The following is a 25,764-nucleotide window of genomic DNA, read 5'->3' on the forward strand; positions in this document are numbered from 1 at the left end:
CGAAACCCGTCTCGTGATCTCTGTTCGATCCATTGACCCGGAAGAATCGCACCGCGGCGGCCGGTCCCGGCTCCGGTACACCGACCGTGGTGGTGGGCCGGGTCGCGGCGGACGAGGCGGGGTGAGACGGCACGCGGGCGGCGAAAACCGCAGATGGCTCGGAACCGTCATCGGTTCTGAGCCACTTTTGGACACACACAGCAAAGCACAGCCCACACCCATGCTCCTGACAGCTTCCGTCCCTAGCGTCCCGGCGCATGACAGACACCCCCCAACTCCCTGACAATGAACGAGACATGACCCGCCGTAGGGTCGTCGTCGCAGGTGGAGCGGCCGTGGCGGCCGTGGGCCTCGGCGGTGCCCTCGCGGTGGACGCGTTCGCGGACACGGCGACCGGAACCACCGGAGCGGCCGCCGCGAGCACGTCGGAGGCGTGCTACACGCTCACCTCGGAACTGGTCGAGGGCCCGTATTACATCGACGCCGACAAGCTCCGTCAGGACGTCACCGAGGACCAGGAGGGCATCCCCCTGACCCTCACCCTCAAGGTGATCGACTCCGAGACCTGCAAGCCCCTCAGGAACGCGGCCGTCGACATCTGGCACTGCAACGCGGTGGGCGTCTACTCGGGCTACGAGTCCAACGGCGGCGGCGGTGGCGGCCCGGCCCCCACGGGCGAGCCGCCGACCGGCACCCCCACCGGCGAGCCCCCCACGGGCGGCCCGGGCGGAGGCGGCGGCGGACACCAGGAGCCGACGGACGACGACCGCTACCTGCGCGGCACCTGGCACACCGACCGGCACGGCCACGTCACCTTCAAGACCGTCTTCCCCGGCTGGTACCAGGGCCGCTGCATCCACATCCACGTCAAGGTCCACGTGGACGGCGAGTGGACGGACGCCGGGTACGAGGGCGGGCACACCTGCCACACCGGCCAGCTGTTCTTCGACGAGAAGTCGGTGGTGCTGACGGAGTCGGTGGAGCCGTACTCCACCAACACCACGACCCGAACGACCCTCGACGAGGACACCATCTACCCGGACAACGGGCACGAGGGCGGCCTGCTCTACCTCAAGTACGACAAGAAGAACATCGCCCGTGGTGTACGCGCCCACCTGACCCTGGGCGTCGACCCGAGCGCGACGAACGACGGCACGGGCGGCGGCCCCCAGCCCACCTCGTCGACGTCACCTTCCGCTTCGGCGAGCTGACAGCTCACCGGAGGCGCACAGCGATCCCGACGGTGCGTCACAGCGACCTCCCTTGTCATGAGGGGTGACAAGGGAGGAAGCGACAGCCATGGGATTCAGGATCACGCGAAAGCGCCACCGGTCCGGCCTGGACGCGGAGGTGGAGGCCAACCACTGGCTCGTACGGCTCGGCGGCAGCCTTGCCCCACCCGACGCCAGGACGTGGGCGACGGCACACGAGTACGCGGGGCAGGCACTGACGAACGCGGCGGAGTGCCACCGCACGGCCCGGGTCCAGTTGGCTGCCGCTCGCACGGCGGAGGAGTACGAACAGGTGACGCGAACGGCGCGCGAGGGCCTGCGGCACCTCCGGACGGCACGTCTGTCCCTCGGCCCCGTACCTCAGTCCCCCGGCTCGTCCGGTGACGCGCCCTCCTCCAGCAGCCGCTCGGCGATGTCCGTCGACCAGGCCAGGGCCCAGGCGCGTAGTTCCGTGACCTCGTCCTCCTTCAGGCCGTACGCCGTGAACGCCGAGTCCGCGTAGTAGTCCATGCCCTCCAGGCGGCTCTGGAGGGTGGGCAGGTCGAACTCGTCCCTGGCGTGGCGGCGGGCCAGTTCCTCCAGTTCGGGACGGGTGAAGCGGGCCGAGGCCGCCCTCGCGTCGATCAGGTCGACGGCGAGGCCACGGTCGTAGAGGGCCCGGATCTTGGTGCCGACCGCGTCCTCCAGACAGAGCGCCGGGCCGTAGGGGGTCGGGACGGGCGGGCTCCAGAAGGTTTCCTTGTGCAGGGCCAGGGCGGTGACCGGACCACCCGTCTGCGGGTCCGTGACGGACAGGTGGGCGGAGAGCGGGTCCGCGTCCCGGAGCGTCACCTCACGGCCCCGGGCGGTCAGCGCATCGCCGAGGACGTGGGCGATCCGGTCCATCGGCTCGGTGCTCTCCGTCGCCAGATCGACGTTCGCGTGCGGGCGCTCGAGCAGACCGTGGGCCTCAAGGGCATAACCACCGGCCAGGGCCAACGGGACGACCGCGTCCACGGCGAAGACGTCGGCGAGGAGGCGGAGGTGCGCCTCTGGGCCGGGCTGGGGAAGGTGCGGCAGGTTCACCCCGGAAAGTTTTCCCCAATCGCGGCAACCTTCGCGCCAACCACAACCACTGACGAGTAGTAAGCCGTCCCAGCACGTAAGGACTCCTCCGTGGCATCCCCCTCGCAGCGCCCCTCCCACCGCCGGTCCCACCGCACGCGGCGTGTCCTCGCCGTCTCCGCCGCCGCCGTGGCCGCCGGCGCCGGTGCCGGCTTCTTCGTGATGAACGCGAACGCCAGCGGCACCGACCTGTACCACCAGACGCTGGCCGCCAAGGACGGCTGGGCGTCCTCCGGGTCCGGTACGACCGGTGGGGCGAAGGCCGACTCCGCGCACACCTTCACCGTCTCCACCCGAGCGCAGCTCGTGAAGGCGCTGGGCTCCGCCTCCGACACGACGCCCCGGATCATCAAGGTCAGCGGGACCATCGACGCCAACACCGACGACTCGGGGAAGAAGCTGACCTGCTCCGACTACGCGTCGGGCACCGGCTACTCGCTCCCGGCCTACCTGAAGGCGTTCGACCCCGCGACCTACGGCCGCTCCAAGCTGCCCTCCGGTACGCAGGAGAAGGCCCGGGCCGCCGCCCAGACGAAGCAGGCCGAGAACGTCACCTTCAAGGTGCCGGCCAACACCACCATCGTCGGCGTGCCGGGCACCAAGGCCGGGATCACCGGGGGCATGCTCCAGATCCAGAGCGTGGACAACGTCATCGTCCGCAACCTCACCTTCTCCGCCACCGAGGACTGCTTCCCGCAGTGGGACCCGACCGACGGCGACGACGGCAACTGGAACTCGAACTACGACTCGGTCACCCTGCGCGGGGCGACCCACGTCTGGGCGGACCACAACACCTTCACGGACGCGGCCCACTTCGACAGCGCGAACGCGGAGTACTTCGGGCGGGAGTACCAGATCCACGACGGCGCCCTCGACATCACCAAGGGCTCGGACCTGGTGACCGTCGAGCGCAACCAGTTCACCAACCACGACAAGACGATGCTGATAGGCAGCAGCGACACCGACAGCACCGGCAAGCTGCATGTCTCCATCCACCACAACGTGTGGAAGGGCATCGTGCAGCGCGCGCCCCTGGCCCGGATCGGCCAGGTCCACATCTACAACAACCTCTACGACACCGCGACGGTCAACGGGTACGTGCTCCAGTACAGCATCAACTCCCGCGCCAAGGCGCAGGTCGTGGCCGAGGACAACTACTGGAAGATCCCTTCCACCCAGAAGGTCTCCAAGCTGCTCAGCGGCGACGGCACCGGCTCCGTCGCGGGCAGCGGCAACCTCGTCAACGGCACGGCCACCGACCTGGTCGCCGCCTACAACTCCGCGTCGTCGAAGAAGATCAAGACGACCGTCAGCTGGACGCCGACGCTCACGGCGGGCCTGGAGACGTCGGCGAAGAACCTGCCGACGTCACTGGCGACGACGACCGGTGCCGGGGTGCTGAACTAGCGGATCCGGGCCCCGTGGCGTCCGCTCGGGGCCCGGTCACTGCTGCTCGCCGGGCCCGCCTTCGTAACGCGGCAGGTCCTCGGTGGAGATCGTCCAGTCGGCGATGGTGACGTCCTCGCCGTAGACGAAGTCCTTGCGGGTGGCGTAGCGGGGGCCGTCGGGGGTGGCGTGGATGTCGGTGAGGACGGTGCCGGTGCCGGTGCGGGGGTCGAAGATCGCGTAGACGGGGACGCCCATCAGGGGGTAGTCACGCATCTTGGTGACCCAGTCGTTGTCCGGGTTGGAGCGGGAGATGACCTCCACGGCGGCGACAAGCGACCGGGGGGCGAAGGAACCCTCTCCTTCCATCTCCGCCTCGGCGATCACCATCACATCGGGCCGGCGCATGATGCCCTCGGGCTCGTCCTCCACGTCGGGCTCACCCGTGTGGGCCACGATCTCGTCCGGCATCACCTTTTCCAGGCGCTTCCGGACGCGCAGCACGGTGAGTTCGTGCGGCTTCATGGGCGACATCATGTCGAGGACGATCCCTTCCTTGGTGATCTCGAACTTGCCGGGGAGGTTGTCGTCCGCCGACTGAACGAAATCCCGCATGACCCGGTACAGGTGGGAGGCGCCCTGCCGCGCGTTCTCCGGGGCGATGGTCATGGCGCTCGCTCCTCGTCGTCTGTGCCCAGGGGCAAGGATCGTCACGTTCATGCTAGGCGGCCTCCGGGGAGATCGGATCGGCAGTCGCGGCAGCGGCCGGGAGTGGGTGAGCGGAAGGCGCGGTCACAGCCGTCGCAGTTCACCATGGGGTGCGGCACGGCCGGTGGCGGCTCGGGGGCGCGGAAGGGCGGCAGGGGCGGGAGCTGGGCGGTGAGGCGGTGGGCCAGGAGGGCGGCCGGGCGGCGTAGGGGCTCCGGCGGCAAGTCGCTGGTCAAGGCGTGGCGCACTGCGGTGGGGGTGAGGTCCCGCTCCAGCCAGGCGGCGACGCCCGGAGCGAGGTGCTCGGCGTCGGTGGCGGAGAGGAGCAGGCGGGGGTCCGTGCGGCGGAGGCCGGTGAGGACGTCGGTGGCCGTCTGGAGGAGGGCGGGGGAGGTGTAAGCGGGCTTCGGTACGTCGGGGAGGGCGCGGCGGCGTGCGGGTTTCTGCTGCGGGGCGGTGGCGGCGCGGCGGGCCGGGGGCTTGGGCGGGGTTGCTTCGGATGCGTCGCGGTGGCGGCCCGGCTGGTTGCAGGAGACGGTACGGGTCACGATCCGGCCGGTCTCGGTGCGTTCGCGGGTGCGGCGCAGGTAGCCGTGGTCCTCCAGCTCGTGCAGGGCGGCGGCGATCCGGGTGGGGCCCTCGGGGAAGCGGTCGGCGAGGGTCTTGATGTCGACGCGGGCGCCGGTGGGCAGGGACTGGATGTGGCAGGCCAGTCCGATCGCCAGGAGCGACAGGTCCGGGTGCTGGGTGAGGTGGTTGCCGATGACCGTGAAGCGGGTGGCGTGGCGGAAGTTGTCGTGGATGACGCCGCCGGGGTGCGCGTTCGCGTGCGGGTGGTTTTTGCCGCCGTTACGGGACTTGGCGTGCGGGCGCACGCTAGTGTTCCGGGTGTCCATCGGGAAGGTGCTTCTTCCTTGGTGGTCAGGCCCTCGCAGTGGGATTGCCCGTCCCGGCGAGGGCCGTCGTATGTCTGGGGTTGGGCCGTGCTGCGCTGAGCGTAGGGCAGACAACCCCGTACGAATCCAGCTGAGTTGGTGATGTTCACTCGCCAGAGTGAGCGTGCGCCGTGGGCGGGAGGGGTGGGGCTTGGTGCGGTTTCTTTCCCTCTCGTGTTCCTTGGGGAAGATCGCCGACGGCACCGGAGCACACGCGGTCGGGTTTCGGTGGCAGGTCGAGTTCGGCCCAGACGGTCTTGCGGGGAACGGGGCCCAGCGTGACGCCCCAGCGGTCGGCGAGGGCGTCGACGAGGAGGAGGCCACGGCCTGACTCGGCGTCGGGGGCGGGTGGACGGCGGTGGGGGAGGTTGCCACCGCGGGTGTCCGTTACCGCGATGCGGAGGGTTTCGCGGCGGGTCAGCAGTACGAGGCGGAAGTCGCGTCCGGGGAGTCGGCCGTGCGTGGCGGCGTTCGCGGCGAGTTCGGCGACGACGTGTTCGGCGGCCTCGGTGACGCGGTGGGGCAGGTCCCGGTTGCGCAGCCACTCCGTGGCGAGGAGCCGGGCGAGACGGGCGCCGCGTGGTGTGGGGGACAGCAGGACGCTGAAGTGAGCGGTGGGCGAGAGAAGTTGGGTGGACTTTTCCTGATTCACGTCACCGAGCGTGGCGGTGCGTGCTTACCGTGAACAGTGACAGCGCTGATACGTAGGGTGACTGTCCGGGGCTTGTCTGCCGCTGTCCGGGCTGTCGGAACTGGGCCTACGGGTACGACGGAGGGTGCGGCATGTCGGTGGACGGAGAAGTACGGCGGCTCAAGGGTGAGGCGGACGAGCCGGGGTGGGAGGTGGATCCGGACGACGAGTGGGGAGTGGCCGTCATCACCACTGTGGGCCGGCAGTTGAGGCTGCGGCGGGAGGCGGTGGGGATGCGGGCCGCCGAGTTCGCCACGGCGGTCGGGTACGGGGAGGACCTGGTCTACAAGGTCGAGGGTGGGAAGCGGATTCCGCGGCAGGAGTATCTGGACAAGGCCGACGAGGTGTTGGGCGCGGGCGGACTCATCGCGGCGGCTTGGGAGGACGTGAAGAAGGTCCGGTATCCGAAGAAGGTGCGGGAACTGGGGAAGCTGGAGGCTCAGGCGATCGAGATCGGTGTGTACGAGTGCAATAGCGTCCACGGGCTGTTGCAGACGCCAGACCATGCGAGGGCCCTCTTCGAGGCAGCGCAGCCGCCGTACTCGCAAGACGACGTGGAACGCATGGTGGCTGCTCGCCTGGCCCGCCAGTCGGTGTTCGAACGTGACCCGGCCCCGTCCATCCACTTCGCGCTGGAAGAGGCGGTGGTACGCCGACAAGTAGGGGGCACAATGGTGTGGCGACAGCAGCTTGAACATCTGCTGGAGGTGGGGAAGCTGCGCAACGTCACACTTCAGGTGATGCCGACGAACACCGATGCCCATCCAGGCCTGGACGGCAAGATCGAGCTTCTGAAGTTCCCAGACGGCACGGCGGTTGGGCGCTCGGACGGCGCCTTCAGCGGCCGCCCGATCACCGATCCGAAACAGCTCCGCATTCTTGAACTGCGGTATGGCACTATCCGGGCTCAGGCTCTCCCGCCCCGAGAGTCGCTGGCCTTCATTGCCCAACTGCTGGGAGAAACATGATCCGCAAGACCGCTGCCGGGGACGCCTCCGAACTGGCGTGGTTCAAGAGCAGCTACAGCAGCGGTACCGACGGCAACTCCTGCGTCGAGCTTGCCATCACCCCCGGCACCGTCCACGTCCGCGACTCCAAGAACGCCGAAGGCCCCCGGCTCGCGCTGGCGCCGGAGGCGTGGGCGGACTTCGTGACGTACGCCTCGGGAAACTGAACGGCCCGGTGGCAGCTCACTCCCGGGCCGTTCAGCACACGCGAAGCAGCCCTACGCACCGCTCCTCAGGTCAGGGCTGAGCAGTTCCTCCGGCGTGTCGACCGTGATGGCGCGGTCCAGATAGCGAGTGAGGGCGTCCGGGTCCGGACACAGGTAGAGGGGGCGGAAGATCTCCTTGGGTACCTCGATGTCACGCACCTCCAGGACCCGTAGGACCGCTCCGGCCCACGCCGCGGTGTATCCGGCGGTGTACCCCCGGGCCCATTCCTCGTCCTCGTGTTCGTCATCGGGCCGCTTGTCCACCCTGGCCCGGATGCGGGCCATGTCCCGGAGGGAGAGGGAGCCTCGTCGTCTCAGATCCTCCAGCCCCCAACGGAAGTCGCCCACTACGCGCTCCAGCGGTACGCCCAAGCCCATGGACACCAAGCTGAACCGGAGCAGGTCGTGTAGTTCCGGTGAAGCGTCCAGATCCTCGGTCATGATCGCCCCGTGGGTCAGGCTTCGGCCTGATCCGCGGTGGGCCCCGCGTCCTCGGCGAAGAGCTCGTCGACGCTCTCCAGGTGCGGCGTCCGGTCCAGCCAGCGGTTGAGGAGGTCGAGGTCGGTGCAGCCAGCGATGCGGTCCCGGGCCTCCTCGGGGACGGTGATGCCGCGTGCTTCGAGGAAGCGAAGGATGGCTTTGGCCTCGCCCTTGGCCTCGCCCTTGGCCTCGCCCTTGGCTTCACCCTCTAGGTAGGCCTTCTCCATCACCGTGCCCCGCCCGGGGAAGTAGTTGACGAATGTCACGATGTCCCTCCATTTGTCTCCGGCGGGGGTGTCCCCCAACGCCGAGTCCAGGAACTGAAAGAAGTAGCTGGCGGCGTTCCAGTCCATCCCTGCGAGGGCACGGCCCAGTGCGTCCAGTATGGCGTCGATGTGGGGGCTGTTGGCGTGAGCCAGAGCGGAGAACACGGCCATCGCCGGCTTCTCCGCCGCGGTTCTCGGGTCGGTGATCACAGGGAGGTTGTCCGGTCCGACGACCAAGGGGTACGTCATCTGGGCGGTCCAGCCACGCGTGCCGCAGGAGAAGGGACCGGTCGCCCACTTGGTCGTGGCCCGGTCGCGGCAGACGACGAGCAGGAGCACCGGCAGGCCGTACTTCGCCTGGAGGTAGGCGATGTAGTAGGGCCAGCTCGACTCCTTCTTTGTGTCCCTTCTCTCCTGCGCCTCGACGGCGAGCAGGAAGTCGTCCCCGTCGGACGGACCGATGCGCAGCACGGTGTCGATGTGGCGCGCCAGCGGTCTGGCTTCCGTCATGTCGGTGCCGATCGCGTAGACGGCCGCCTTTTCGGGGAAGGCGATGCCCAGCACCCCGAATACGGGGGAAAGGAGCTCAGGCCGCTCCTGGAAGATCCGGTGCATGCCTTCATGGGCTGATGTAACCACGCGTGCAACGTAAGCGGATCAAAGGCCGGAGTCCCGGTGGACGGAAGACGCTCACTCTTTCGGGGATGGGAAAAACGTTCACGCCGCTGCGGTTGCCGTCGGCCGCAGACTGTTCTTGGAAAACGCCACGTCAGGCGCTAGCGGTGTGCCAGGCCGTTGAGCATCAGGGTGAGGGTGAAGTCGAAGCGGTCGTGGCCCTCGCCGGCGGTGAGTTCGGTGGCGTGGCGGGTGGTGTGGGGGAAGGTCTCGGGGGGCAGGGCGGTGAGGCGGCGGCGCAGTTCGTCGCGGTCGTGGACCCAGACGGCGTCGTCGTCCGCTGATCGCCGGCGCGCGATCGACACTTCGAGGCAGTAGGCGGCCACGTAGAGCAAGAGGGCGTCGATGGTCCAGGCGGCGGCCTGCGGGGCGGCGCCGCCGGCGAGCAGGATCGCCAGCATTCCCTCGCTGACGCGCACGGTCTCGAGGTTGGTGGGGGCCATGGCGAGCGCGGCACGGGAGATCCCGGGGTATTTCAGGTACTGGTCGCGTATCTGGGCGCACACGCCGCGGATCTGCTCCCGCCAGGCCGCGGGGTCGGGCTCGGGCAGTACGAGCTCGGCGCACAGCCGCCCGATGAGCAGCTCGTCGAGGTCGGCCTTGTTGACCACGTGTGCGTAGAGCGAGGCGGGTCCGGTATCGAGCGCGCCGGCCAGCCGGCGCATGGTCAGCGCCTCATAGCCCTCTGTGGCGATGACGCCCAGCGCGGTGTCGACGACCTGCTCCACGGTGATCGGGGCCTTGCGGCGCCGCGGCCTGGGGCCGGCTTCGGGGCTCGGCGGCTGATGGCGCGCCGCGCGTCGCTCTCTCGGGTTCACCCGACCATTATAGCTTGACACGAACAGTGTTCGTATATAGAACGCTGTTCGTGTCTAATGATATGAAGCATGCTGTGGACGTGACCGTGGTCGGAGCCGGGCCGGTGGGCCTCGTGCTCGCCGCGGAGCTGGCGCTCTCCGGGGCGAGCGTGCAGGTACTCGAACGACGGGCCGAGCCGGACGAGGCGATGAAGGCGCAGTCGATCAACATGCCGACGGCCGAGGCACTCGACCGCCGGGGCCTGCTGCCCGCCGCCGAGCAGGTGCAGCGAGAGATCCTCGAACGGGTGGGGGCAGTGGGGGCGTTCGCGCGCATCGCCGACGAGCAGCAGCAGCGGCACGGTGGCGGTCGGCGAGCGGTCGATACGCGGTTCACCGGGCATTTCGCGGGGATGGTCCTCGACGCCGACCTCGTGGACTGGTCCGATCCGGACCTCGCCGCGCACGCCGCGGCCGGCGGGGCGCGGATGGTGCCGCAGCCTCAGCTGGAGAAGCTGCTGGCCGGCCACGTCGCGCGACTCGGCGTCCCGGTACGCCGCGGGGTGGAGGTCACGACGCTCGACGACACCGGCGACGGCGTGCTCGTCGGCACCACCGCCGGCGCGGTACGCACCGGGTGGCTGGTCGGGTGCGACGGCGGGCACAGCACCGTGCGCCGCCTCGCGGGCATCGACTTCCCCGGCACCGACCCCGAACTCACCGGCTACCAGGCGGTCGTCGACATCGTCGACCCCTCGCTGCTCGCGGACGGATGGACGTGGTCGACCCAGGGGGCGTACCGCTACGGACCACAGCCCGGGCGGGTGGCCACCCTGGAGTTCGGCGGCCCTCCCGCCAACCGATCGGCGCCGGTCACCCTCGAGGAGGTGCAGACCAGTCTGCGCCGGGTCTCGGGCACCGACGTCACGCTGACTGCGCTGCGCGCCACCCCCACCCGCTGGACCGACAACACCCGCCAGGCCGCGACCTACCGGTCGGGGCGGGTGCTCCTGGCCGGCGACGCCGCGCACGTGCACCCGCCGTTCGGCGGTCAGGGGCTCAACCTCGGGGCCGGTGACGCGATGAACCTCGGCTGGAAGCTCGGTGCCGTGGTCGCGGGGTGGGCACCCGACGGGCTGCTTGACACCTACGACGCCGAGCGCCGCCCCATCGGCGCCTGGGTGATGGACTGGACGCGGGCCCAGATCGGGGTGCTGCGAGGAGACGCCAAGTCGGCCGCGCTCCGGGAGGTCGTAGCTGATCTGCTGAGCACCCGGGACGGCACGACGTACGCGGTCAAGAAGATCTCCGGTGTCACACAGCGCATCGACCTGCCCGGCGATCATCCGCTGGTCGGCCGGTTCGTCCCCGACCTGTGGCTGAGGGACGGCTCCCGTCTGGCCGACCACGGTCACGGCGGCGGATTCCTGCTGCTCGACCGCACCCCGGACGGCGCGTTCGCTCGCCTCGCCGCGGCCTGGGCCGGGCGGGTGAGCGGCGTGACCGACGGCCACGCGACGCCGGCCGGGGTGCTGGTACGCCCGGACGGGGTGGTCGCCTGGGCCTCCGACACCACCGACACCGCTGCCGTCGCCGGCCTCGAAGCCGCCCTGCACCGATGGGCCGGCGCGCCGTCCTGAACCCCCACCTGAAGAGGCCCGGAAACGAGTCGTTTCCGGGCCTCTGCGCGCGAGAGGGGTACGCCCTACGCGCTCGGCTTCTCCTCGAGGCGCGGGAAGAGGACCGCGCCCTTGGTGACCGTGGAGCCCGCCGGGAGCTTGCCCCACTCGCCGGACTCCTGGACCTTCTGGGTGGCGAGGGCGCCCAGGGAGGCCTCGGCGCCGAGGGAGTCCCAGAGCTTCTGGGAGGTGTCCGGCATGACCGGGTTGAGGAGGACGGCTACCGCGCGGAGCGCTTCCGCGGCCGTGTAGAGGATCGTGGCGAGGCGGGCCTGGCCCTCCGGAGAGTCGTCCTTGGCGACCTTCCACGGCTCCTGCTCGGTGAGGTAGCCGTTGACCTGCTTGACGAAGTCGAAGACGGCCAGGATGCCGCCCTGGAAGTCCAGCTCGTCGCCGATCTTCCGGTCGGCCTCCGCCACGGCCTTGGCCAGGCCCTCGTGGACGGCCTTCTCCGCCTCGCCGACAGCCGTCGCCTCGGGCAGCGCGCCGCCGAAGTACTTACCGACCATCGCGGCGACCCGGGAGGCCAGGTTGCCGTAGTCGTTCGCCAGCTCGCTCGTGTAGCGGGCGGAGAAGTCCTCCCAGGAGAAGGATCCGTCCTGGCCGAAGGCGATCGCGCGGAGGAAGTACCAGCGGTAGGCGTCCACGCCGAAGTGCGAGGTCAGGTCCTGCGGCTTGATGCCGGTCAGGTTCGACTTCGACATCTTCTCGCCGCCGACCATCAGCCAGCCGTTCGCGGCGATCTTGCCGGGCAGGGGCAGGCCCTGGGCCATCAGCATCGCCGGCCAGATCACCGCGTGGAAGCGGAGGATGTCCTTGCCGACGAGGTGCACGTCGGCCGGGAAGGTGTCCTCGAACTTCTCCTGGTTCTCGTTGTAGCCGACCGCCGTGGCGTAGTTCAGCAGCGCGTCGACCCACACGTAGATCACGTGCTTGGCGTCCCAGGGGACCGGGACGCCCCAGTCGAAGGTCGAGCGGGAGATGGAGAGGTCCTGGAGGCCCCGGCGGACGAAGTTCACGACCTCGTTGCGCGCGGACTCGGGCTGGATGAAGTCCGGGTTGGCCTCGTAGTGGGCGAGGAGCCGGTCGGTGTACTCGCTCAGCTTGAAGAAGTAGTTCTCCTCGCTGAGGATCTCCACCGGCTTCTTGTGGATGGGGCACAGCTTCTGGCCCGCGTACTCGCCTTCACCGTCGAGCAGCTCGCCCGGGAGCTTGTACTCCTCGCAGCCGACGCAGTACGGGCCCTCGTAGCCGCCCTTGTAGATCTCGTCCTTGTCGTACAGGTCCTGCACGAACTCCTGGACGCGGTCGGTGTGCCGCTTCTGCGTGGTGCGGATGAAGTCGTCGTTCGCGATCTCCAGGTGCTCCCACAGGGGCTTCCAGGCCTCGGTGACGAGCTTGTCGGCCCAGGCCTGCGGGGTGACCCCGTTGGCCTCGGCCGTGCGCATGATCTTCTGACCGTGCTCGTCCGTGCCGGTGAGGTACCACACCTTCTCGCCGCGCTGACGGTGCCAGCGGGTGAGCACGTCGCCTGCGACGGTCGTATAGGCGTGGCCCAGGTGAGGAGCGTCGTTGACGTAGTAAATGGGGGTGCTGACGTAGTACGCCTTTTCACCCTGCTTCTCGGATCCAGTGGCCGCCATAAGTCGAAATCCTACTGGCCCGCTGAAGATCGACTCACATGCGTTTCGGGGGGTGGACCTGTGGCGCGGGGCCGCTGGTCCACCCCCCGAAGGGGATCGGCGGGGGCTTACGGGCGCCAGGCCGCCAGTACGCCCTCGTAGAGCTCGGTGTCGGTGAGCTCGCGCGGGGTCGGGCCCGCGTGGAAGAAGGACGCGTTGTCGGTCTTCAGTTTGCGTAGGTAGTCGAACGCCTTGTTGTCGTGCTCGCCGAAGGCGACGAAGGAGAAGAAGACGCCGGGGTGGGTCTTCGCGGCCTCGGTGAGGGACTGGGTGGCGGGGGTCTTGGCGTCGGGGGCGCCGTCCGTCTGGAAGATCACCAGGGCGGGGGCGGTGGGGTCGGGGGTCTTGTCGTGCAGGGCGAGTACGGCTTCGACGGCGGCGTGGTAGCTGGTGCGGCCCATGCGGCCCAGCCCTGCGTGCAGGTCGTCGATCTTGTTCTCGTGGTCGGTGAGGGTGAGCTCGCCGGTGCCGTCCACCTCCGTGGAGAAGAACACCACCGGGACCGTGGCCTCGGGGTCGAGGTGGGCGGCGAGGGCGAGGGTCTGCTCGGCGAGGGCCTGGGCGGAGCCGTCCTTGTAGTACGGGCGCATGCTCGCGGAGCGGTCGAGGACGAGGTAGAGCCTTGCCCGGGTGCCGGTGAGGTCGGTCTTCTTGAGGGTGGCTGTGGCTGCCTTGTAGGCGGTGACCAGGGCGGGGGCGCGGGTCTTCACCCGGGTGAGGGGGATGGCGGGGGTCGCCTTGGCGTCGGCCTCGGCCTCGGCCTCCGGCTCCGGCTGCGCCTTGGCCTGCGGCTCGGGGGTCGGCTGGGGTGCGGCCTCGGCTTCGCCTTCGGCCGGGGTGTTCCCACCCGCACCACCCGTGCTGGTTTCGTGGTCGGGTGCGGGTGGCCCCTGTGGGGCGTCCTCGCCGTCGGCGGCCGCAGGCTGCGGTTCCTGGGCGGGCTCCGCCTCGGCCACCGGCTCCGCCGGCACCTCGGGCTCCGCCTCCGGCTCGGCGGCTGCTTCCGCTGCGGGCTCCGCCTCGGCCTCCGGCTCGGCGGCTGCTTCCGCCTCGGGCTCCGCCTCCGGCTCGGCGGCTGCTTCCGCTGCGGGCTCCGGCTGGGCCTCGGCGGCTGCTTCCGTTACGGGCTCGGCCTTGGACTCCGGCTCCGCGTCGGCGGTAGCCGTCGGCTCGGGCTCGGCTTGCGGCTCCGGCTCGGGCTTCGTGGTGACGGCTGTCGGCTTCAGGGTGATTTCGGCTTCGGCGGGCTGGGACGGGTGGGGGACCGTCACCTTGTCGAAGGCGGCCGAGACCAGGTCGTGTTCCGTGGCCTGCTCGTCAGGGGAGGACGGGCGGGGCTCGGGGATCCGGGCCGTGGGTTCCGGCTGCGGCTGCGGCTCCGGTTTCGGTTCCGGGGTGAGCGTCGGCTCGGGCGAAGGCGTGCTGTCCGCACCCTCTGCTTCGGCGGTACGCCCCTTGCGTGACCGGCCGAACGCGTTCCGCAGGAGAGTGAGAATGCCCATGTGCGCAACCCTTCGCTGAGTTGATGCCCGTAGATCCCTGGCCAGGACGGACACGTAAGGTTAGCGGCCCCAGATGGTGATCTTGGGTTGGGTCAGTGCAGTGAGGCGATGGCACGGGCCGCCGCCACTTCCTGGCGCAGCGGTTCGAGGACGCTGCCCGACGGTCCCGTGAGGTCGGTGCGGACGGCGATCAGGGATTCGGCGTGCCGGACGCCGTCCGAGAGTTCCTTCAACTGCATGGTCACCTGGGCGACTTCGGCCGAGGACGGGGAAGCCGCGCCGTGGCGCACGCGGACCCGGGCCGCCGTCGTCGCGTCGACGATGCGTTCCACGGCGACGACCAGCGGCCACCAGGCGGCGGCGCGGCGGCCGGTGGGCGGTGGTTCGGTCAGGGCGCGCTGGAATTCCGTACGGATGGCGGAGAGGTCGCGGTAGAGGCGGCGGCGCATGCGGGCGCGGGATGCCGGGTCCGTCGTCGGTTCCGTGGGTTCGCCGAACGCCGACTCCACGTAGCGGGCCGTGTCCGCGACCGCGTTCGCCAGGCGGTCGCCCACGCGCGTGTGCCAGCTCTCCGGCCAGAGGAGGTAGCCGGCGATCAGGGCGATCGCGCAGCCGAGCAGGGAGTCCGTCAGGCGGGGCAGGAGCAGGGCCGTGCCCTGGTGGTTCAGGATGTCGGAGAGGAGGAGGATCACCGGGGTGATCGCCGCCGTCTGGTAGCCGTACCCGCGGGGGGTCAGGGCCGGGATCAGGGGGGCCAGGATCAGCATCACCGGGACGTCCCACCAGCCTCTGGGCACCTCCGCCAGGACCGCCGCCGCGATCACCAGGCCCGCCACCGTGCCGAGGGCGCGCAGCAGGGCGCGGGAGAAGACCGAGCCGAAGTCGGGCTTGAGGACGAAGGTGATGGTGAGGGCGACCCAGTAGGAGCGGGGGACGGGGATGAGGGAGACCAGGGACTGCGCGATGGCGATGCACAGGGCCAGGCGTAGTCCGTAGCGCCACGAGTGGGCGGAGAGTACGACGCCGCGGGCGGCCCGGGCGGTGCGGATACCGAGGTGGGCGGGGCGGCCGAGCCGGTCGTCGATGCCGCGCGGGTCGACGTCGGGGGAGGCGACGACCTCGGCCGCGTGGCGCAGGGCGTGGTCGACGGCGCGGGCGGTCTCGGTGGTGGGGGTGGGGAGGGGCACCAGGTCCATCGGGCCCGTGTAGCCCGTCTCCACGGCGAGGGCGAGGTGGTGGATCGTCTTCGGGATCTCGGGCGGGAGTGGCCGGCCCGCCAGGTGGGCCGCGGGGGCCGCCTCCACCACCGGGGTGATCGCGTTCAACTGGGCCAGCAGCCGGGTGAGTTCGCGGCTGCGGCCGTGGTGGCGGGCGCGGTGGGAGAGGATGAGGTCGTAGGACTGGTTCAGGGACTGGGTGACGGCGTGGCGGGCGGCGTCGTACTCCTCCGTCCGGTCGGTGCCGCTCGCCGCGAGCAGGGCGGCCACGGTCCGGTAGGTGCCGGCCGCCGCCGTCCGTTCCGGCACTCCGGACCGCAGCGGCCAGGCCAGCAGGGTGAGCAGGAGGACGAGCAGGCCGCCCCCGGTCATCAGGGCCGGCGCCAGCCACCAGGGGCCGGGCAGGGGGAGGCCGGCGCCGATGACCGAGTTCAGGAGTAGGAGCAGTCCGGACACTGAGGCGACCGCGCCGATCGTGGAGATCATTCCGGAGATCAGCGCGACGCCGGTGACGGCGGCGACGGCGAGCCAGCCCCGGCCGTGGACGAGCGCGCCGAGGGTCACGCCGAGCGCGCCGAAGAGCTGGGGGACGGCGATGTTGAGGAGCCGCATGCGGTAGGCGTCGGCGGTGTCGCCGATGACGCCGGACAGGGCGCCCATGGAGGCGAGCGCGCCGTACTGGGGCTGTCCGGCGGCGAGTCCGACGGCCAGGGGCGCCGACATCGCGATCGCGGCGCGGGCCACGGCGGGCAGGTTGACGGGGGCGTGCTGGGGCTGGAGGTTCCGCATCAGCCAGTCGGGAGGTGTGAGGCCGATGGGGAACTCTCGGGGCATGCGCCCATTATGGCCGCCGCGCGCGGCCCCGCTCCGGGTCATTCCCGCTGGTGGAGGGTGAGGTCGGTGAGCAGCGCGCGGTGGTCGGTGCCGGTGAGTCCGAGGAAGCGGGCGCTGGTCGCGGAGAAGTCCGGGGAGATGAGGACGTGGTCGATCTGGGCGCCGACGACCCGGGCGGTGCGGGCCGGCCAGCTGGGCGTGCGGTCGTCTCCGACGAGGCGGGCCGCGTCGCGCAGGCCGGTGTCGAGGATGCCGCGGAAGGCGGCGTGGTCCTGGGAGGCGTTGAAGTCGCCGGCGAGGACGGTGGGGGTCCGCCGGTCGGCGGCGGCGAAGTCGCGCAGCCGGCCCAGCTCGCGGTGCCAGGGGCCGAGCCGGCCGGGGAGCGGCGGCATGGGGTGGGCGAGCTGGAGCCGTACGGGGTGGCCGCGTACGTCGGCGACGGCGCCGGGCATGCCCATGGTGCCGGTGACGCCGTCGGTGCCCCGCAGCGGGTAGCGGCTGAGGATGAGGGATCCCTCGGAGCCGCCCGCGACGACCGCCTGTCGGTGGGGGTAGGTGTCGCCGAACTCCCGCCTGAGCGTGGCCTGACAGGTGTACTCGCACTCCTGCACGAACACCAGGGCGGGCTTGTAGCGGCGGATGGCGGGGACGAGGGAGTCGGTGCCGCGGCCGAACTCGACGTTCGAGGTCAGCACCCGGAAGGAGACCAGCGGCTGCCCGGGGGCGTCGCTGGTCTTGCCGTACGGCTCGATGAACCAGGCCAGCAGCCCGAGCAGGGCCAGGCCCCACACCAGGCCGGTCCACCACCGCGCGAGGAGCGCGAACAGCAGGGCCGTGCCGGTGGGGAGCAGCAGCCACGGCAGGAAGGCGAGCAGCTGGGTCACTGGTGTGATGCCGTCGGTGTCGGCGACCCGGCAGCCGACGACCACGCTCACCCCCGCGCACAGCAGCCCGGCGCACCAGGCACCGAGCCGCCTGCGTTCGGGCTGGTTCGTCACGTGCCCGAGGGTACGAGTCTCCCGTCCGCCCGCGCCAGGAACTCCTCCAGCACCTCGTTGAACTCCTCCGGGCGTTCCAGGTTGGGCATGTGTGCGGCGCCCTCGATCACGTGCAGCGTCGAGTCGGGGAGGGCGGCGTGCATCGCCTCGGCGTCGGGGACCGGGGTGAAGGTGTCGTCGGCGCCGACGACCACGAGCGCGGGCACACCGACCCGGGTCAGCAGGTCGCGGTAGTCGGGGCGTTCGGCCCGGCCGCGCAGGGCCGCCGCGGCGCCCTCGGGCGGGGTGGCCGTCATCATGCGGTGGACGTGGGCCTTGACCTCGGGTGAGGCGTACGGGGCGACCATCTTCTCCAGGACCTCGTCGGCGTACCCGCGCATGCCCTCCCGCAGCAGCCGGTCGGCCATGGCGCCCCGGGCCCGCTTGCCCTCCGCGGTCTCCGCCGCCGGGAAGGTGTCGGCGAGGACCAGGCCCCGTATCCGCTCGGGGAACTGCCGGTAGCAGTCCATGACGATCTGCCCGCCCATGGACAGCCCGGCGAGCACGAAGGACTCCACCTCCAGCTCGTCCAGCAGCTCGGCGATGTCCCGGGCGAACCGGGCGAGCGGGGTGATGCCGGGGACGACGGGGGAGGCGCCGTAGCCGCGCAGGTCGGGGGCGATCACCCGGCGGGAGGCGGAGAAGGCCTCGGTCTGCGGGGTCCACATGGTGCGGTCGAAGGGGTGGCCGTGGACGAGGACGAGGGGGAGCCCGTGCGGAACTTCGGGGCCTTTGTCCTCGTATGCGAGGAAGGAGGTCATGCAAGTGACCCTAGGGCGGTCAATTACTCGGTGCAATAAGATCTTTGCCCTCGGTGCAATCCGATGGACCCGCAGATCAAGGAGAGTTGTGGACGACTTCCGGCAGCTCGCCGACCGGATCGCCGACGAGATAGCCGCCGGACGGCTCCGGCCGGGGCAACGGCTGCTGCCGCAGCGGACGTTCGCCCGGCGGCGCGGGATCGCCGCCTCGACGGCCGGGCGCGTGTACGCCGAACTCGTGCGGCGCGGACTGGTGGTGGGCGAGGTCGGACGCGGCAGCTTCGTGCGCGCGGCCATCGGACCGGAGGCGGCCGGGCGGGCGCTCACGGAAGCGTCCGCCGCCGGCCGCTCGGTCAACCTGGAGCTCAACTACCCCTCCGCGCCCGGCCAGTCGGAGGTCCTCGCCCCCGCCCTGGCCTCCCTGGTCCGCCCGGACGCGCTCACCGAGGCGCTCCGCCCGGCCGCCGCCACCGGCCACGCCGCCGCCCGGGACGCGGTGGCCGCCCTGCTCGGCACCGGGGCCTGGCGCCCGGACCCCGCCGGGATCCTCTTCGCCGGCAACGCCCGTCAGGCCATCGCCGCGACCCTCGCCTCCCTGGTCCGGCCCGGCGGCCGTGTCGGCGTCGAGCCGCTGACGTATCCGCTGGTCAAGGAGATGGCGGCCCGGCTGGGCATCAACCTGGTGCCGCTCGCGGCGGACGACGGGGGCCTCTGCCCGCGGTCCGTCGCCGCCGCCCACCGGACCGCTCCCCTGTCCGCCCTCTACGTCCAGCCGACCCTGCACAACCCGACCTCGGTGACCATGGGCACCGAGCGGCGCGAGCAACTGGCCGCCGTAGTGCAGGACTTGGGCCTGCCGGTCGTGGAGGACCGCATCTGGTCGTTCCTGCACCAGGGCCCCGAACCCCCGCTCGCCGCCCTCGCCCCCGCCCTCACCCACCTCGTCGACGGCCTCTCCAAGCGCGTCGCACCGGGCCTCACCGTCGGCTTCGCCGTCGTACCGCCGGACCGGGTCGAGGCGGTGGCCTCCGCGATCCGGTCCGGCGGCTGGAGCGCGGGCGCGTTCGCGCTGGAGGCGGCGGTGCGGTGGCTCGGCGACGGGACCGTGACGCGTCTGGTGGCGGCCAAGCGGGCGGACGCGGCGCGACGGCAGCGGCTGGTCGCCGAGGAGCTCGCCGGATTCACCGTACGATCCGACCCCCAGGCCTATTTCGCCTGGTGGGAGCTGCCCGCACGCTGGCGCGCCGACACCTTCACGGCCGCCGCGGCGGCTCGCGGGATCGCCATCACGCCGGGTACGGCCTTCTGCGTGGACCCGAGCCGTACGCCGGACGCGGTCAGGCTCGGGCTCGCGTCGGTGTCGGAGGCGGAGCTGGTGGGGGCGTTGCGGGTGCTCGCCGGTGTCGTGGGGGGAGTGCGGCCCGCGGCTGACGTGCGTGCCGGGTGAGGCGGGCGGTCGGTGTCACAGTCGGTCCGCGGGCGGTCAGCCGCCGGGGTGCCGTGGTCGCGCGGTGGCGGGCGAGCACCTTTCGCCGCGGCGGCCGTGGATCCGAGCCGTACACCCGACGCGGTCAGGCTCGGGCTCGCGTCGGTGTCGGAGGCGGAGCTGGTGGGGGCGTTGCGGATGCTCGTCGGCGTCGTGGGGGGAGTGCGGCCCGCAGGTGCCGGGTGAGGCGGGCGGTCAGTGCCACCGTCAGGCCGCAGGCGAGCAGGAGCCAGGAGGCCGTGCGCAGGGTCTCGGTGAGGGCGTCGTAGACGGCGCCCGCCGCCGACGGGGAGACGTCGTCGGGCAGGTCGGCGAGGGTGAGGCGGCGGCCGACGGTGAGGGCGAGGGCGAGCAGGGCGCCGCCCAGGGCCGTGCCGAGGGCGGTGGCGGTGACCGCGCGGCGGCGGCGCACCGCGAGGAGGATCCCGGTGGCGGCGAAGACGACGGCCGCGACGGGTAGCCAGAAGCCGGCGACTTCGAGCACGTGGAACCCCTTTCGGAGCCGGCCCAGCTCACGGGCCGGGAGGACGGTCACCGCGGTGTGCGCCACCGGGATGCGGGCGGCCAGCGGCACGTGGTCGTGGGTGAGCTGCCGTTTGACCAGGGCGGTGACGGGGGCGAGATCGACGGTGACCGGCTGCTCGCGCACGGCGCGTCCGTCGCGCAGCGCCCGGAGCACGGCGTCGTGGGCGGCCCGGTTGCCGGTGTCCCAGGCGACGCGGAAGGCGTGCGTCCGGGTGAAGGAGCGCACCGCGTCGCGTACGAAGGGGCGGACGGCACCGCGCACCGGCCCACCCACGTCGACCTCGCGCATGATGCCGTCCGCCACCGTTTCCGCGACGGCGTCACGCACGTCCGGGTCGGTGGCGAGGGGAGCCATGGCGGTGACGTACCGGCCCGTGTCGGCGAGCCCGTACGACGCCCAGGCCCCCAGCGCGCCGGTGGGCACGAGGAGGCAGGACAGGGCGATCAGTACGGCCGACAGGGCGCTCCTGGGACGTGGGGGCACACTCCCAGGACACGGCCCGGGACCGGGGTGCGCGAGCCGGATGGGTGCATTCGGGGGGTTGCCGGGGGGTGCCGGAGGACGCGGGACACAGGTGTGGGCCCCGGCCGCCGGGCCGGGGCCCACACCTGGCAGGGTCCCCGGTCACCTGACCCGGTGTCCGGCGGCGTCCTCGTGCGTGTAGTAGCGGTAGAAAATCACCGCGAACAAGGGCAGGGCGAACGCCACGGCCAGCCCCGCGGACGCCAGCACGGTGTGGCCGCGGCCGCTCAGGCTGTACAGGAAACCGAGCGCGCTGCCCCCCAGGGCCGCCCACAGGAACGCGTGCACCTCGCGCTTCACGTGCGGGCCGAGGGCCTGCACGCCCATGTACAGGGCGAAGAACACGATCGCGGTCACGAAGCCGAACAGGACGTTCCAGCCGGTGACGGGCCCGCCGTAGCGGGTGTTGGCGGCGGCCCAGTACCCGTAGATCAGTGCGAGCACCAGCGGAAACGCCCACCTGGTGATCGCATGCGTCCGCTCGCTGAAGACGTCGGGCGGGCCGCCGTACCGGGCCACCTCACCGGACGTGGGTGCCGCATGAGCCATGAGAGCTCTCCTCTCTCCTCGCCCCTGCCTTACAGGGCACACCCCAGGGGAACGCCCTGGCAAGCCGGAGGGAGGCCCGGGTTCCCCGGATGCGGCCCACCCACTCCCGTGCTTCGCTGAGGGCATGAAGGGCTGGCCGCACTGCTCACCGTGACCGACCGCGAGGAACTGCGCCGACGGCAGCCCTTGCGGGTCCGTGGCCACAGCGTCGCCTGGGTGGTGCCGCTGCTGCTGCTCGTCTCGATCACGTTGGCCGACGTCAGCACCGACGCGAACATCCGGATCATCTCCTGGATCGTCCTGGTGCCCGGAATCGCCGCCGCGCTCTGCGGGTTGCGGGCCACGGCCGGCTTCGCCGTGCTCGCGGTCGTCGACTACGTGCTCGTGGACAGCGTCTGGTTCAACCAGTACAAGGTGGGCTGGCCCGACTTCGTCCTGGTCACCCTCGGCGGCATCCTCGCCACACTGGCCTGCGCGGTCCGGCTGCGCGGCGAGCGGCGCATGCTGCACATGCGGGACATCGCCGAGACCACCCGCCGCACCGTGCTGCGTCCGCTGCCGCCGGGCTGGGGCGGCCTCGAACACGCAGCCGCCTACCTGGCCGCCGACACCGAGGCCCGCGTCGGCGGCGACTTCTACGACATCCAGGCCGGCCCCAACGGCACCCGCGTCCTCCTCGGTGACGTGCAGGGCAAGGGCCTCGCCGCGGTGGAGGCGGCGGCCGCGCTGCTCGGCACCTTCCGGGAGGCCGGCTACCACGCGCCCGACCTGGCGACGGTCGCCGCCCACCTCGAGGTACGCATGGGCCGCCACCGCTTCCACAGCATCGCCCTGGGCCGCGACGACGGCGACCGCTTCGCCACCGCCGTGCTGATCGGCTTCCCCTTGGTGGACGACGGCACCGTCGAGGTCGTCAACTTCGGCCACGACCCCCCGCTCGCGGTCGGCCCCCACGGGGTACGGCTCCTGCCGGCCGGCGACCGCCTCCCGCTGGGCCTCGGTGGGCTCCTCCCCGCCGTGGACCCGCCGCTGCCCAGCCGGGTGCCCCTCGGCCCCGACGAGACCCTGCTGCTCACCACGGACGGCGTGACCGAGGCCCGGAACGGCCACGGCGTCTTCTACGACCTCGACGGCCAGGTCGCCCGCGCCACCGCCGCCGACCCGGGCAGCGTCCGGCCCCGCCACCTGATCCGCCTGATCCGCGACGGCGTGCTGCGGCACAGCGGCGGCCATCTGGTGGACGACACCACGATCTTCGCGGTACGGCGCATCGGAGGGGCCGTGCTGGGGGGACGTTTCCTGGCCTGACACCCACGTTTGCAGCCGCAGCGGTTACGGTGCTGCTCGGACCGATCAAACAAAGGGGCCGACCGGTCGGCCTGACCGATCAAAGGGGGGACGATGCCCGGAACCGTGCTGCTGCTCGCGGCCTCACCGATGGGCAAGGGGCGCCTGGTGGACGCGGCCTCCGTGCTCCCCGTCCTCGCGGCCGTCGCCCCCGCCGTGCTGTCCGGCACCGACACCGCCAACGTGGTCGAACTCGCCGACCCCCTCGACCCGCAGGCCGTCCTCACCCGGCTGCGAGCCGCCGGGGCCGCCCCCGGTCCGCTGACCGTCTTCGTCACCGGGCAGCTCCAGCTCGACCGCCGCCAGCACCTGCCCCACCTCGCGCTGGCCCGCACCACTCCGGCGACCGTCCGCTACACGGCCCTGCCCTGGCACTGGATCCGCGAGGAGCTGCGGCTGCGCCCCACCGGCGCGACCACCCTGGTCGTCGACCTGCACGCGGACGCCGAGACCTGGGAACACCTGCACGGCACCCCCCTGGACTCCGGCCGGAACAACGCCGTCTTCGGCCGGGTCGCGCCCCCGCCGCCCCGTCGCCAGGTGGCCTCGCCGTCGTACATGAAGGCGGTGGCGACTCTGCTGCGCAGCGGTTCGCGTCCCCCGCTGGAGCAGTTGCACGAGCAGGCGCTGGCCCGGATCGCCGACGAGGGCGCCCACCGTGACCTGGTGCTGGCCGCCACCGGGCGGCTCGGCGCCGCCGACCCGCACGCCGAGATCAGCGCCGCCGTCCAGGGCGGGCGGCACACCGACGCCGACGCCATCGCCGCGCGCCACGAGGAGGCCGCCGTGCGCGCGTACGGGCCCGCCGCGGAGGACGCGCTGCACTGGGCGGAGGTCCGGGCGGACCTGGCGATGTTCGCGGGCGACCCGGTGCGCAGCTGCCGTACCTGGCTGGCCGTCGCCTCGGCCCGGCTGGCCGCCGGGCAGGCGCCGGACGCGCCCGCCGTGGAGGCGGCCGTGGACCGCGCCCACCATCAGTGGGGGTGCATCGACGACACGGCGCGGGCCCGTGAACTCGGGCCCGCGCTCGCGGAGTTGCGGCTCAGGGTGCCGGGGCGCAGACAGGGCGCGCTGGACCATGTCCAGCAGCAGCTGCGGCAGCTCCAGACCCAGGGCTGAGCCTCAGCTGGTGAACGTGAGGTACTTCCAGGCGCCGTGCGTCGTGGAGTTCACGGTGTCACCGGAGGCGTTGTTGATGTACGAGGAGCGGACCCGGAAGCGCCAGCCGACGTCCTCGCTGTGGTTGCCGGTGATCGTCACCTTCGAGACGCCGTCCGAGCCCATGCCGAAGTACTCGGCGTCGCCGGGGTACCAGGTGCCCTGGTAGTACACCTCGAACTCGAACTTCTGCTGCCGCCCCGGGTAGTACGGCATCTTCGTCGTGATCAGCGGGTTCTTGGACTTGTGGAAGAAGTAGTACGTGTGGCCCCACGTGCTCTTCGTCTTGTATTGGCCGCCGACCGAGGTGGACACGCTCACCTGGGCGCCGACCGTGCTGCTCACCGACCGCGGCTGGTAGCGGGCGTCGCCCGCGAACTTCGCGGTGACCTTGGTGTCCCGCTTCAGGTCCAGGACGACCGACAGGTTGCCGGCGGAGTTGACCTTCCCCGACTTCACCAGCTTGTTGGGCTTGTCGGAGCCGAACGGGTCGGCCCAGATCTCCACCGTGCGGTTCTTGTACGTCGTACCGAGGTGGGCCGTGAACTTCACGTCCTTGCCGTACGAGTACACCTTGCCGTTGTTGTCGACCGACAGCGTCGGCTTGGCGCGGGAGACGTCGACGGTGTCGGACGCCTTCCCGGCGGCGTGGTCGGCGTCGCCGGCGTACGCCACCGTGTACTTCACCTTGCCGCCGGCCGGCGGGGTGTCGGTGAAGGAGTAGGTGCCGTCGGCCTTGACCGTCACCGGGGCGAGGGTCTTGCCGTTCGGGGAGTCCAGGTCGGTGCGGGTGACGGTCAGCTGGGCGCCCGCCGGGAGGGCGGCCTTCGAGGTGACCGTGCCCTTGACGGTGAGCTTCTTGGCGCGGGTGGCCGTCGCCGGGGCGTCCACGGTGACGGTGGTGGCCGCCTTGGTGGGCGCGTCGTACTCACGCAGCGAGTACACGCCCTCGCTGTTGTAGGTCACCGCGAACAGCCGTGAGCCGTCCGGCGCCCAGGCCAGGCCGGCGTCGGCGAGGGTGTCGGCACCGCTGGTGTTGCCGGTGTTGGGGAAGTCGTACGTGCGGACCGCCTCGCTGCTGCCCGGCTTGAAGACGTACACGTCCGGGTCGTACCAGGCGAAGCTGCCGCCGGCGACCGTGCCGTCGGGCGCGATGGCGACGGAGTTCGGGTAGGCGGTGGTCACGTACTTGCCGTCCTCGTTGAGGTCGGCGGTCTTGAACACCTGGTGGTAGTACGGCGCCCCGCTGGCCACCACGACGTCCTTGCCGTCGGGGGTGACCTGGAGGTCGCCGAGGTTGCTGCCGGCCTCACGGGTGCTGGCCAGCTTCTTGGCGGTGCCCGACGAGACGTCGTACGAGGCGATCTCGGACGGGCTCAGGCTCAGCTGGCCCGCGACCAGGGTGTCCGAGCCCGGGGCCGCGTCCAGGACCGGTGCCGAGTACCAGCCGTTGTCCTGGTCCAGGGTGACCTCGTGCTGCTCGTTCGTGAGGTCGACGGAACCGAGGTTGCCGGCGGCGTCACCGCCGTAGCCGAACCACAGCTTGCCGCCCGCGAGGGCGACGCTCAGCGGCTTGTCGCCGACCGTGTAGCGGGTGGTCTCGGTGTCGGTCGCGGTGTCGATGACGGCGATGGCGTCCAGGTCCTGCACGGCCGCGTAGAGCGTGCCCGAGTCGGCGGACAGTTCCAGGCCGGAGACGCCGGAGAGGTTGGTGGTGAGCTGCTTGACGACGTCGCCGGCGTAGTCCGTGACGACGATCTTGCCGTTGAGCGGGTCGCTGACGAAGACCCGCTGGTGGACGCCGTCCACAACGATGTCACCGGTCGACTTGACCGGCAGGATCTTGGTGGAGTCGGCGGACGCCGGAGTGGCGGCGAGCGCCGCCGAGCTGAAGAGGACCGCCAGGGTGGTGGCGGCTGTGAGAGTGCGCATACGCACGCTGATTCGAACCCCCCGGAACGAATGGAAGAAAAGAGC

The 25,764-nt window shown here is 71.4% G+C and carries 23 protein-coding genes; 8 read left to right on the top strand and 15 right to left on the bottom strand.

Annotation, left to right across the window (positions count from 1 at the left end; all coding sequences use genetic code 11):
- The first annotated feature begins 296 nt into the window (after positions 1–296).
- Entirely contained in the window at positions 297–1,211 is a 915-nt protein-coding gene (locus ACWGJM_RS11445) for an intradiol ring-cleavage dioxygenase (protein WP_453411420.1), read from the top strand.
- A gap of 381 nt (positions 1,212–1,592) precedes the next feature.
- Here ACWGJM_RS11445 and ACWGJM_RS11450 read toward each other — a convergent pair whose 3' ends face one another.
- Positions 1,593–2,291 carry a hypothetical protein gene (locus tag ACWGJM_RS11450; RefSeq protein WP_453411508.1) on the bottom strand — a complete coding sequence of 233 codons (699 nt, stop codon included), beginning with the start codon at positions 2,289–2,291 and terminating at the stop codon, positions 1,593–1,595.
- A gap of 96 nt (positions 2,292–2,387) precedes the next feature.
- On the opposite strand from ACWGJM_RS11450, the gene ACWGJM_RS11455 reads away from it, so the two are divergent.
- Positions 2,388–3,743 carry a pectate lyase family protein gene (locus ACWGJM_RS11455; RefSeq protein ID WP_453411421.1) on the top strand — a complete coding sequence of 452 codons (1,356 nt, stop codon included), beginning with the start codon at positions 2,388–2,390 and terminating at the stop codon, positions 3,741–3,743.
- A gap of 36 nt (positions 3,744–3,779) precedes the next feature.
- Here the strand turns inward: ACWGJM_RS11455 and ACWGJM_RS11460 are convergent, their stop codons facing one another.
- From ACWGJM_RS11460 to ACWGJM_RS11470, 3 genes are all read right to left on the bottom strand, one after another.
- The gene (locus ACWGJM_RS11460; protein ID WP_453411422.1) at positions 3,780–4,391 is read right to left on the bottom strand and encodes a Uma2 family endonuclease; all 612 of its coding nucleotides are present in this window, start codon (positions 4,389–4,391) and stop codon (positions 3,780–3,782) included.
- 47 nt (positions 4,392–4,438) lie between these two features.
- Positions 4,439–5,326, bottom strand: a complete 888-nt coding sequence (locus ACWGJM_RS11465) for a helix-turn-helix domain-containing protein (RefSeq protein WP_453411423.1) — start codon at positions 5,324–5,326, stop codon at positions 4,439–4,441.
- A 145-nt stretch (positions 5,327–5,471) separates the two neighbouring features.
- Positions 5,472–6,017 (bottom strand): ATP-binding protein, encoded by a 546-nt coding sequence (locus ACWGJM_RS11470; RefSeq protein WP_453411424.1) that lies wholly within the window; start codon positions 6,015–6,017, stop codon positions 5,472–5,474.
- A gap of 131 nt (positions 6,018–6,148) precedes the next feature.
- On the opposite strand from ACWGJM_RS11470, the gene ACWGJM_RS11475 reads away from it, so the two are divergent.
- Together ACWGJM_RS11475 and ACWGJM_RS11480 are read left to right on the top strand one after the other, a co-directional pair.
- On the top strand, positions 6,149–7,024 hold the full coding sequence (locus tag ACWGJM_RS11475) for a helix-turn-helix domain-containing protein (RefSeq protein ID WP_453411425.1): 876 nt from the start codon (positions 6,149–6,151) through the stop codon (positions 7,022–7,024).
- On the top strand, positions 7,021–7,230 hold the full coding sequence (locus ACWGJM_RS11480; protein ID WP_453411426.1) for a DUF397 domain-containing protein: 210 nt from the start codon (positions 7,021–7,023) through the stop codon (positions 7,228–7,230). Before ACWGJM_RS11475 ends, ACWGJM_RS11480 begins: the two co-directional genes overlap by 4 nt.
- Positions 7,231–7,281: 51 nt before the next feature.
- Here ACWGJM_RS11480 and ACWGJM_RS11485 read toward each other — a convergent pair whose 3' ends face one another.
- The 3 genes from ACWGJM_RS11485 to ACWGJM_RS11495 all read right to left on the bottom strand — a co-directional run bounded on the left by ACWGJM_RS11485 (position 7,282) and on the right by ACWGJM_RS11495 (position 9,508).
- Positions 7,282–7,710 carry a hypothetical protein gene (locus ACWGJM_RS11485; protein WP_453411427.1) on the bottom strand — a complete coding sequence of 143 codons (429 nt, stop codon included), beginning with the start codon at positions 7,708–7,710 and terminating at the stop codon, positions 7,282–7,284.
- A gap of 14 nt (positions 7,711–7,724) precedes the next feature.
- Positions 7,725–8,654, bottom strand: coding sequence for a hypothetical protein (locus tag ACWGJM_RS11490; protein ID WP_453411428.1), 930 nt, complete (start codon positions 8,652–8,654; stop codon positions 7,725–7,727).
- Between the two features lie 137 nt (positions 8,655–8,791).
- Positions 8,792–9,508, bottom strand: coding sequence for a TetR/AcrR family transcriptional regulator (locus ACWGJM_RS11495; RefSeq protein ID WP_453411429.1), 717 nt, complete (start codon positions 9,506–9,508; stop codon positions 8,792–8,794).
- 62 nt (positions 9,509–9,570) lie between these two features.
- On the opposite strand from ACWGJM_RS11495, the gene ACWGJM_RS11500 reads away from it, so the two are divergent.
- Entirely contained in the window at positions 9,571–11,127 is a 1,557-nt protein-coding gene (locus ACWGJM_RS11500; RefSeq protein ID WP_453411430.1) for an FAD-dependent oxidoreductase, read from the top strand.
- A gap of 65 nt (positions 11,128–11,192) precedes the next feature.
- Here the strand turns inward: ACWGJM_RS11500 and metG are convergent, their stop codons facing one another.
- From metG to ACWGJM_RS11525, 5 genes are all read right to left on the bottom strand, one after another.
- Positions 11,193–12,809 (bottom strand): methionine--tRNA ligase, encoded by a 1,617-nt coding sequence (gene metG, locus ACWGJM_RS11505; protein ID WP_453411431.1) that lies wholly within the window; start codon positions 12,807–12,809, stop codon positions 11,193–11,195.
- A gap of 107 nt (positions 12,810–12,916) precedes the next feature.
- On the bottom strand, positions 12,917–14,350 hold the full coding sequence (locus tag ACWGJM_RS11510) for a VWA domain-containing protein (RefSeq protein ID WP_453411432.1): 1,434 nt from the start codon (positions 14,348–14,350) through the stop codon (positions 12,917–12,919).
- 92 nt (positions 14,351–14,442) lie between these two features.
- Positions 14,443–16,401, bottom strand: coding sequence for an FUSC family protein (locus ACWGJM_RS11515; RefSeq protein WP_453411433.1), 1,959 nt, complete (start codon positions 16,399–16,401; stop codon positions 14,443–14,445).
- Between the two features lie 38 nt (positions 16,402–16,439).
- Positions 16,440–17,399, bottom strand: coding sequence for an endonuclease/exonuclease/phosphatase family protein (locus ACWGJM_RS11520; protein ID WP_453411434.1), 960 nt, complete (start codon positions 17,397–17,399; stop codon positions 16,440–16,442).
- Positions 17,396–18,199, bottom strand: coding sequence for an alpha/beta fold hydrolase (locus ACWGJM_RS11525; protein ID WP_453411435.1), 804 nt, complete (start codon positions 18,197–18,199; stop codon positions 17,396–17,398). The genes ACWGJM_RS11520 and ACWGJM_RS11525 overlap by 4 nt, the downstream gene beginning before the upstream one ends.
- Positions 18,200–18,287: 88 nt before the next feature.
- Between ACWGJM_RS11525 and ACWGJM_RS11530 the strand changes: the two genes are divergently transcribed.
- Complete coding sequence (locus tag ACWGJM_RS11530; protein ID WP_453411436.1) at positions 18,288–19,646, top strand: aminotransferase-like domain-containing protein; 1,359 nt, start codon at positions 18,288–18,290, stop codon at positions 19,644–19,646.
- A gap of 124 nt (positions 19,647–19,770) precedes the next feature.
- On the opposite strand, the gene ACWGJM_RS11535 is transcribed toward ACWGJM_RS11530, so the two are convergent.
- A complete protein-coding gene (locus ACWGJM_RS11535) occupies positions 19,771–20,694 on the bottom strand; it encodes a hypothetical protein (RefSeq protein ID WP_453411437.1) in 924 nt (307 codons plus the stop codon).
- A 141-nt stretch (positions 20,695–20,835) separates the two neighbouring features.
- Positions 20,836–21,282, bottom strand: coding sequence for a hypothetical protein (locus tag ACWGJM_RS11540; RefSeq protein WP_453411438.1), 447 nt, complete (start codon positions 21,280–21,282; stop codon positions 20,836–20,838).
- A gap of 150 nt (positions 21,283–21,432) precedes the next feature.
- On the opposite strand from ACWGJM_RS11540, the gene ACWGJM_RS11545 reads away from it, so the two are divergent.
- Both ACWGJM_RS11545 and ACWGJM_RS11550 read left to right on the top strand, forming a co-directional pair.
- Positions 21,433–22,590, top strand: coding sequence for a PP2C family protein-serine/threonine phosphatase (locus ACWGJM_RS11545; protein ID WP_453411439.1), 1,158 nt, complete (start codon positions 21,433–21,435; stop codon positions 22,588–22,590).
- A gap of 93 nt (positions 22,591–22,683) precedes the next feature.
- Entirely contained in the window at positions 22,684–23,748 is a 1,065-nt protein-coding gene (locus tag ACWGJM_RS11550; protein WP_453411440.1) for a hypothetical protein, read from the top strand.
- 3 nt (positions 23,749–23,751) lie between these two features.
- On the opposite strand, the gene ACWGJM_RS11555 is transcribed toward ACWGJM_RS11550, so the two are convergent.
- Positions 23,752–25,719, bottom strand: coding sequence for a YncE family protein (locus tag ACWGJM_RS11555; protein WP_453411441.1), 1,968 nt, complete (start codon positions 25,717–25,719; stop codon positions 23,752–23,754).
- Between the last annotated feature and the right edge of the window lie 45 nt (positions 25,720–25,764).

It is taken from the genome of Streptomyces sp. NPDC054834 (assembly GCF_053611185.1).

Coding starts and splice junctions, on each gene's coding strand:
- ACWGJM_RS11445 (WP_453411420.1), top strand. CDS start 297: ATGACCCGCCGTAGGGTCGTCGTCGCAGGTGGAGCGGCCGTGGCGGCC.
- ACWGJM_RS11460 (WP_453411422.1), bottom strand. CDS start 4,391: ATGACCATCGCCCCGGAGAACGCGCGGCAGGGCGCCTCCCACCTGTAC.
- ACWGJM_RS11465 (WP_453411423.1), bottom strand. CDS start 5,326: ATGGACACCCGGAACACTAGCGTGCGCCCGCACGCCAAGTCCCGTAAC.
- ACWGJM_RS11475 (WP_453411425.1), top strand. CDS start 6,149: ATGTCGGTGGACGGAGAAGTACGGCGGCTCAAGGGTGAGGCGGACGAG.
- ACWGJM_RS11480 (WP_453411426.1), top strand. CDS start 7,021: ATGATCCGCAAGACCGCTGCCGGGGACGCCTCCGAACTGGCGTGGTTC.
- ACWGJM_RS11485 (WP_453411427.1), bottom strand. CDS start 7,710: ATGACCGAGGATCTGGACGCTTCACCGGAACTACACGACCTGCTCCGG.
- ACWGJM_RS11500 (WP_453411430.1), top strand. CDS start 9,571: ATGAAGCATGCTGTGGACGTGACCGTGGTCGGAGCCGGGCCGGTGGGC.
- metG (WP_453411431.1), bottom strand. CDS start 12,809: ATGGCGGCCACTGGATCCGAGAAGCAGGGTGAAAAGGCGTACTACGTC.
- ACWGJM_RS11510 (WP_453411432.1), bottom strand. CDS start 14,350: ATGGGCATTCTCACTCTCCTGCGGAACGCGTTCGGCCGGTCACGCAAG.
- ACWGJM_RS11515 (WP_453411433.1), bottom strand. CDS start 16,401: ATGCCCCGAGAGTTCCCCATCGGCCTCACACCTCCCGACTGGCTGATG.
- ACWGJM_RS11525 (WP_453411435.1), bottom strand. CDS start 18,199: ATGACCTCCTTCCTCGCATACGAGGACAAAGGCCCCGAAGTTCCGCAC.
- ACWGJM_RS11540 (WP_453411438.1), bottom strand. CDS start 21,282: ATGGCTCATGCGGCACCCACGTCCGGTGAGGTGGCCCGGTACGGCGGC.
- ACWGJM_RS11550 (WP_453411440.1), top strand. CDS start 22,684: ATGCCCGGAACCGTGCTGCTGCTCGCGGCCTCACCGATGGGCAAGGGG.
- ACWGJM_RS11555 (WP_453411441.1), bottom strand. CDS start 25,719: ATGCGCACTCTCACAGCCGCCACCACCCTGGCGGTCCTCTTCAGCTCG.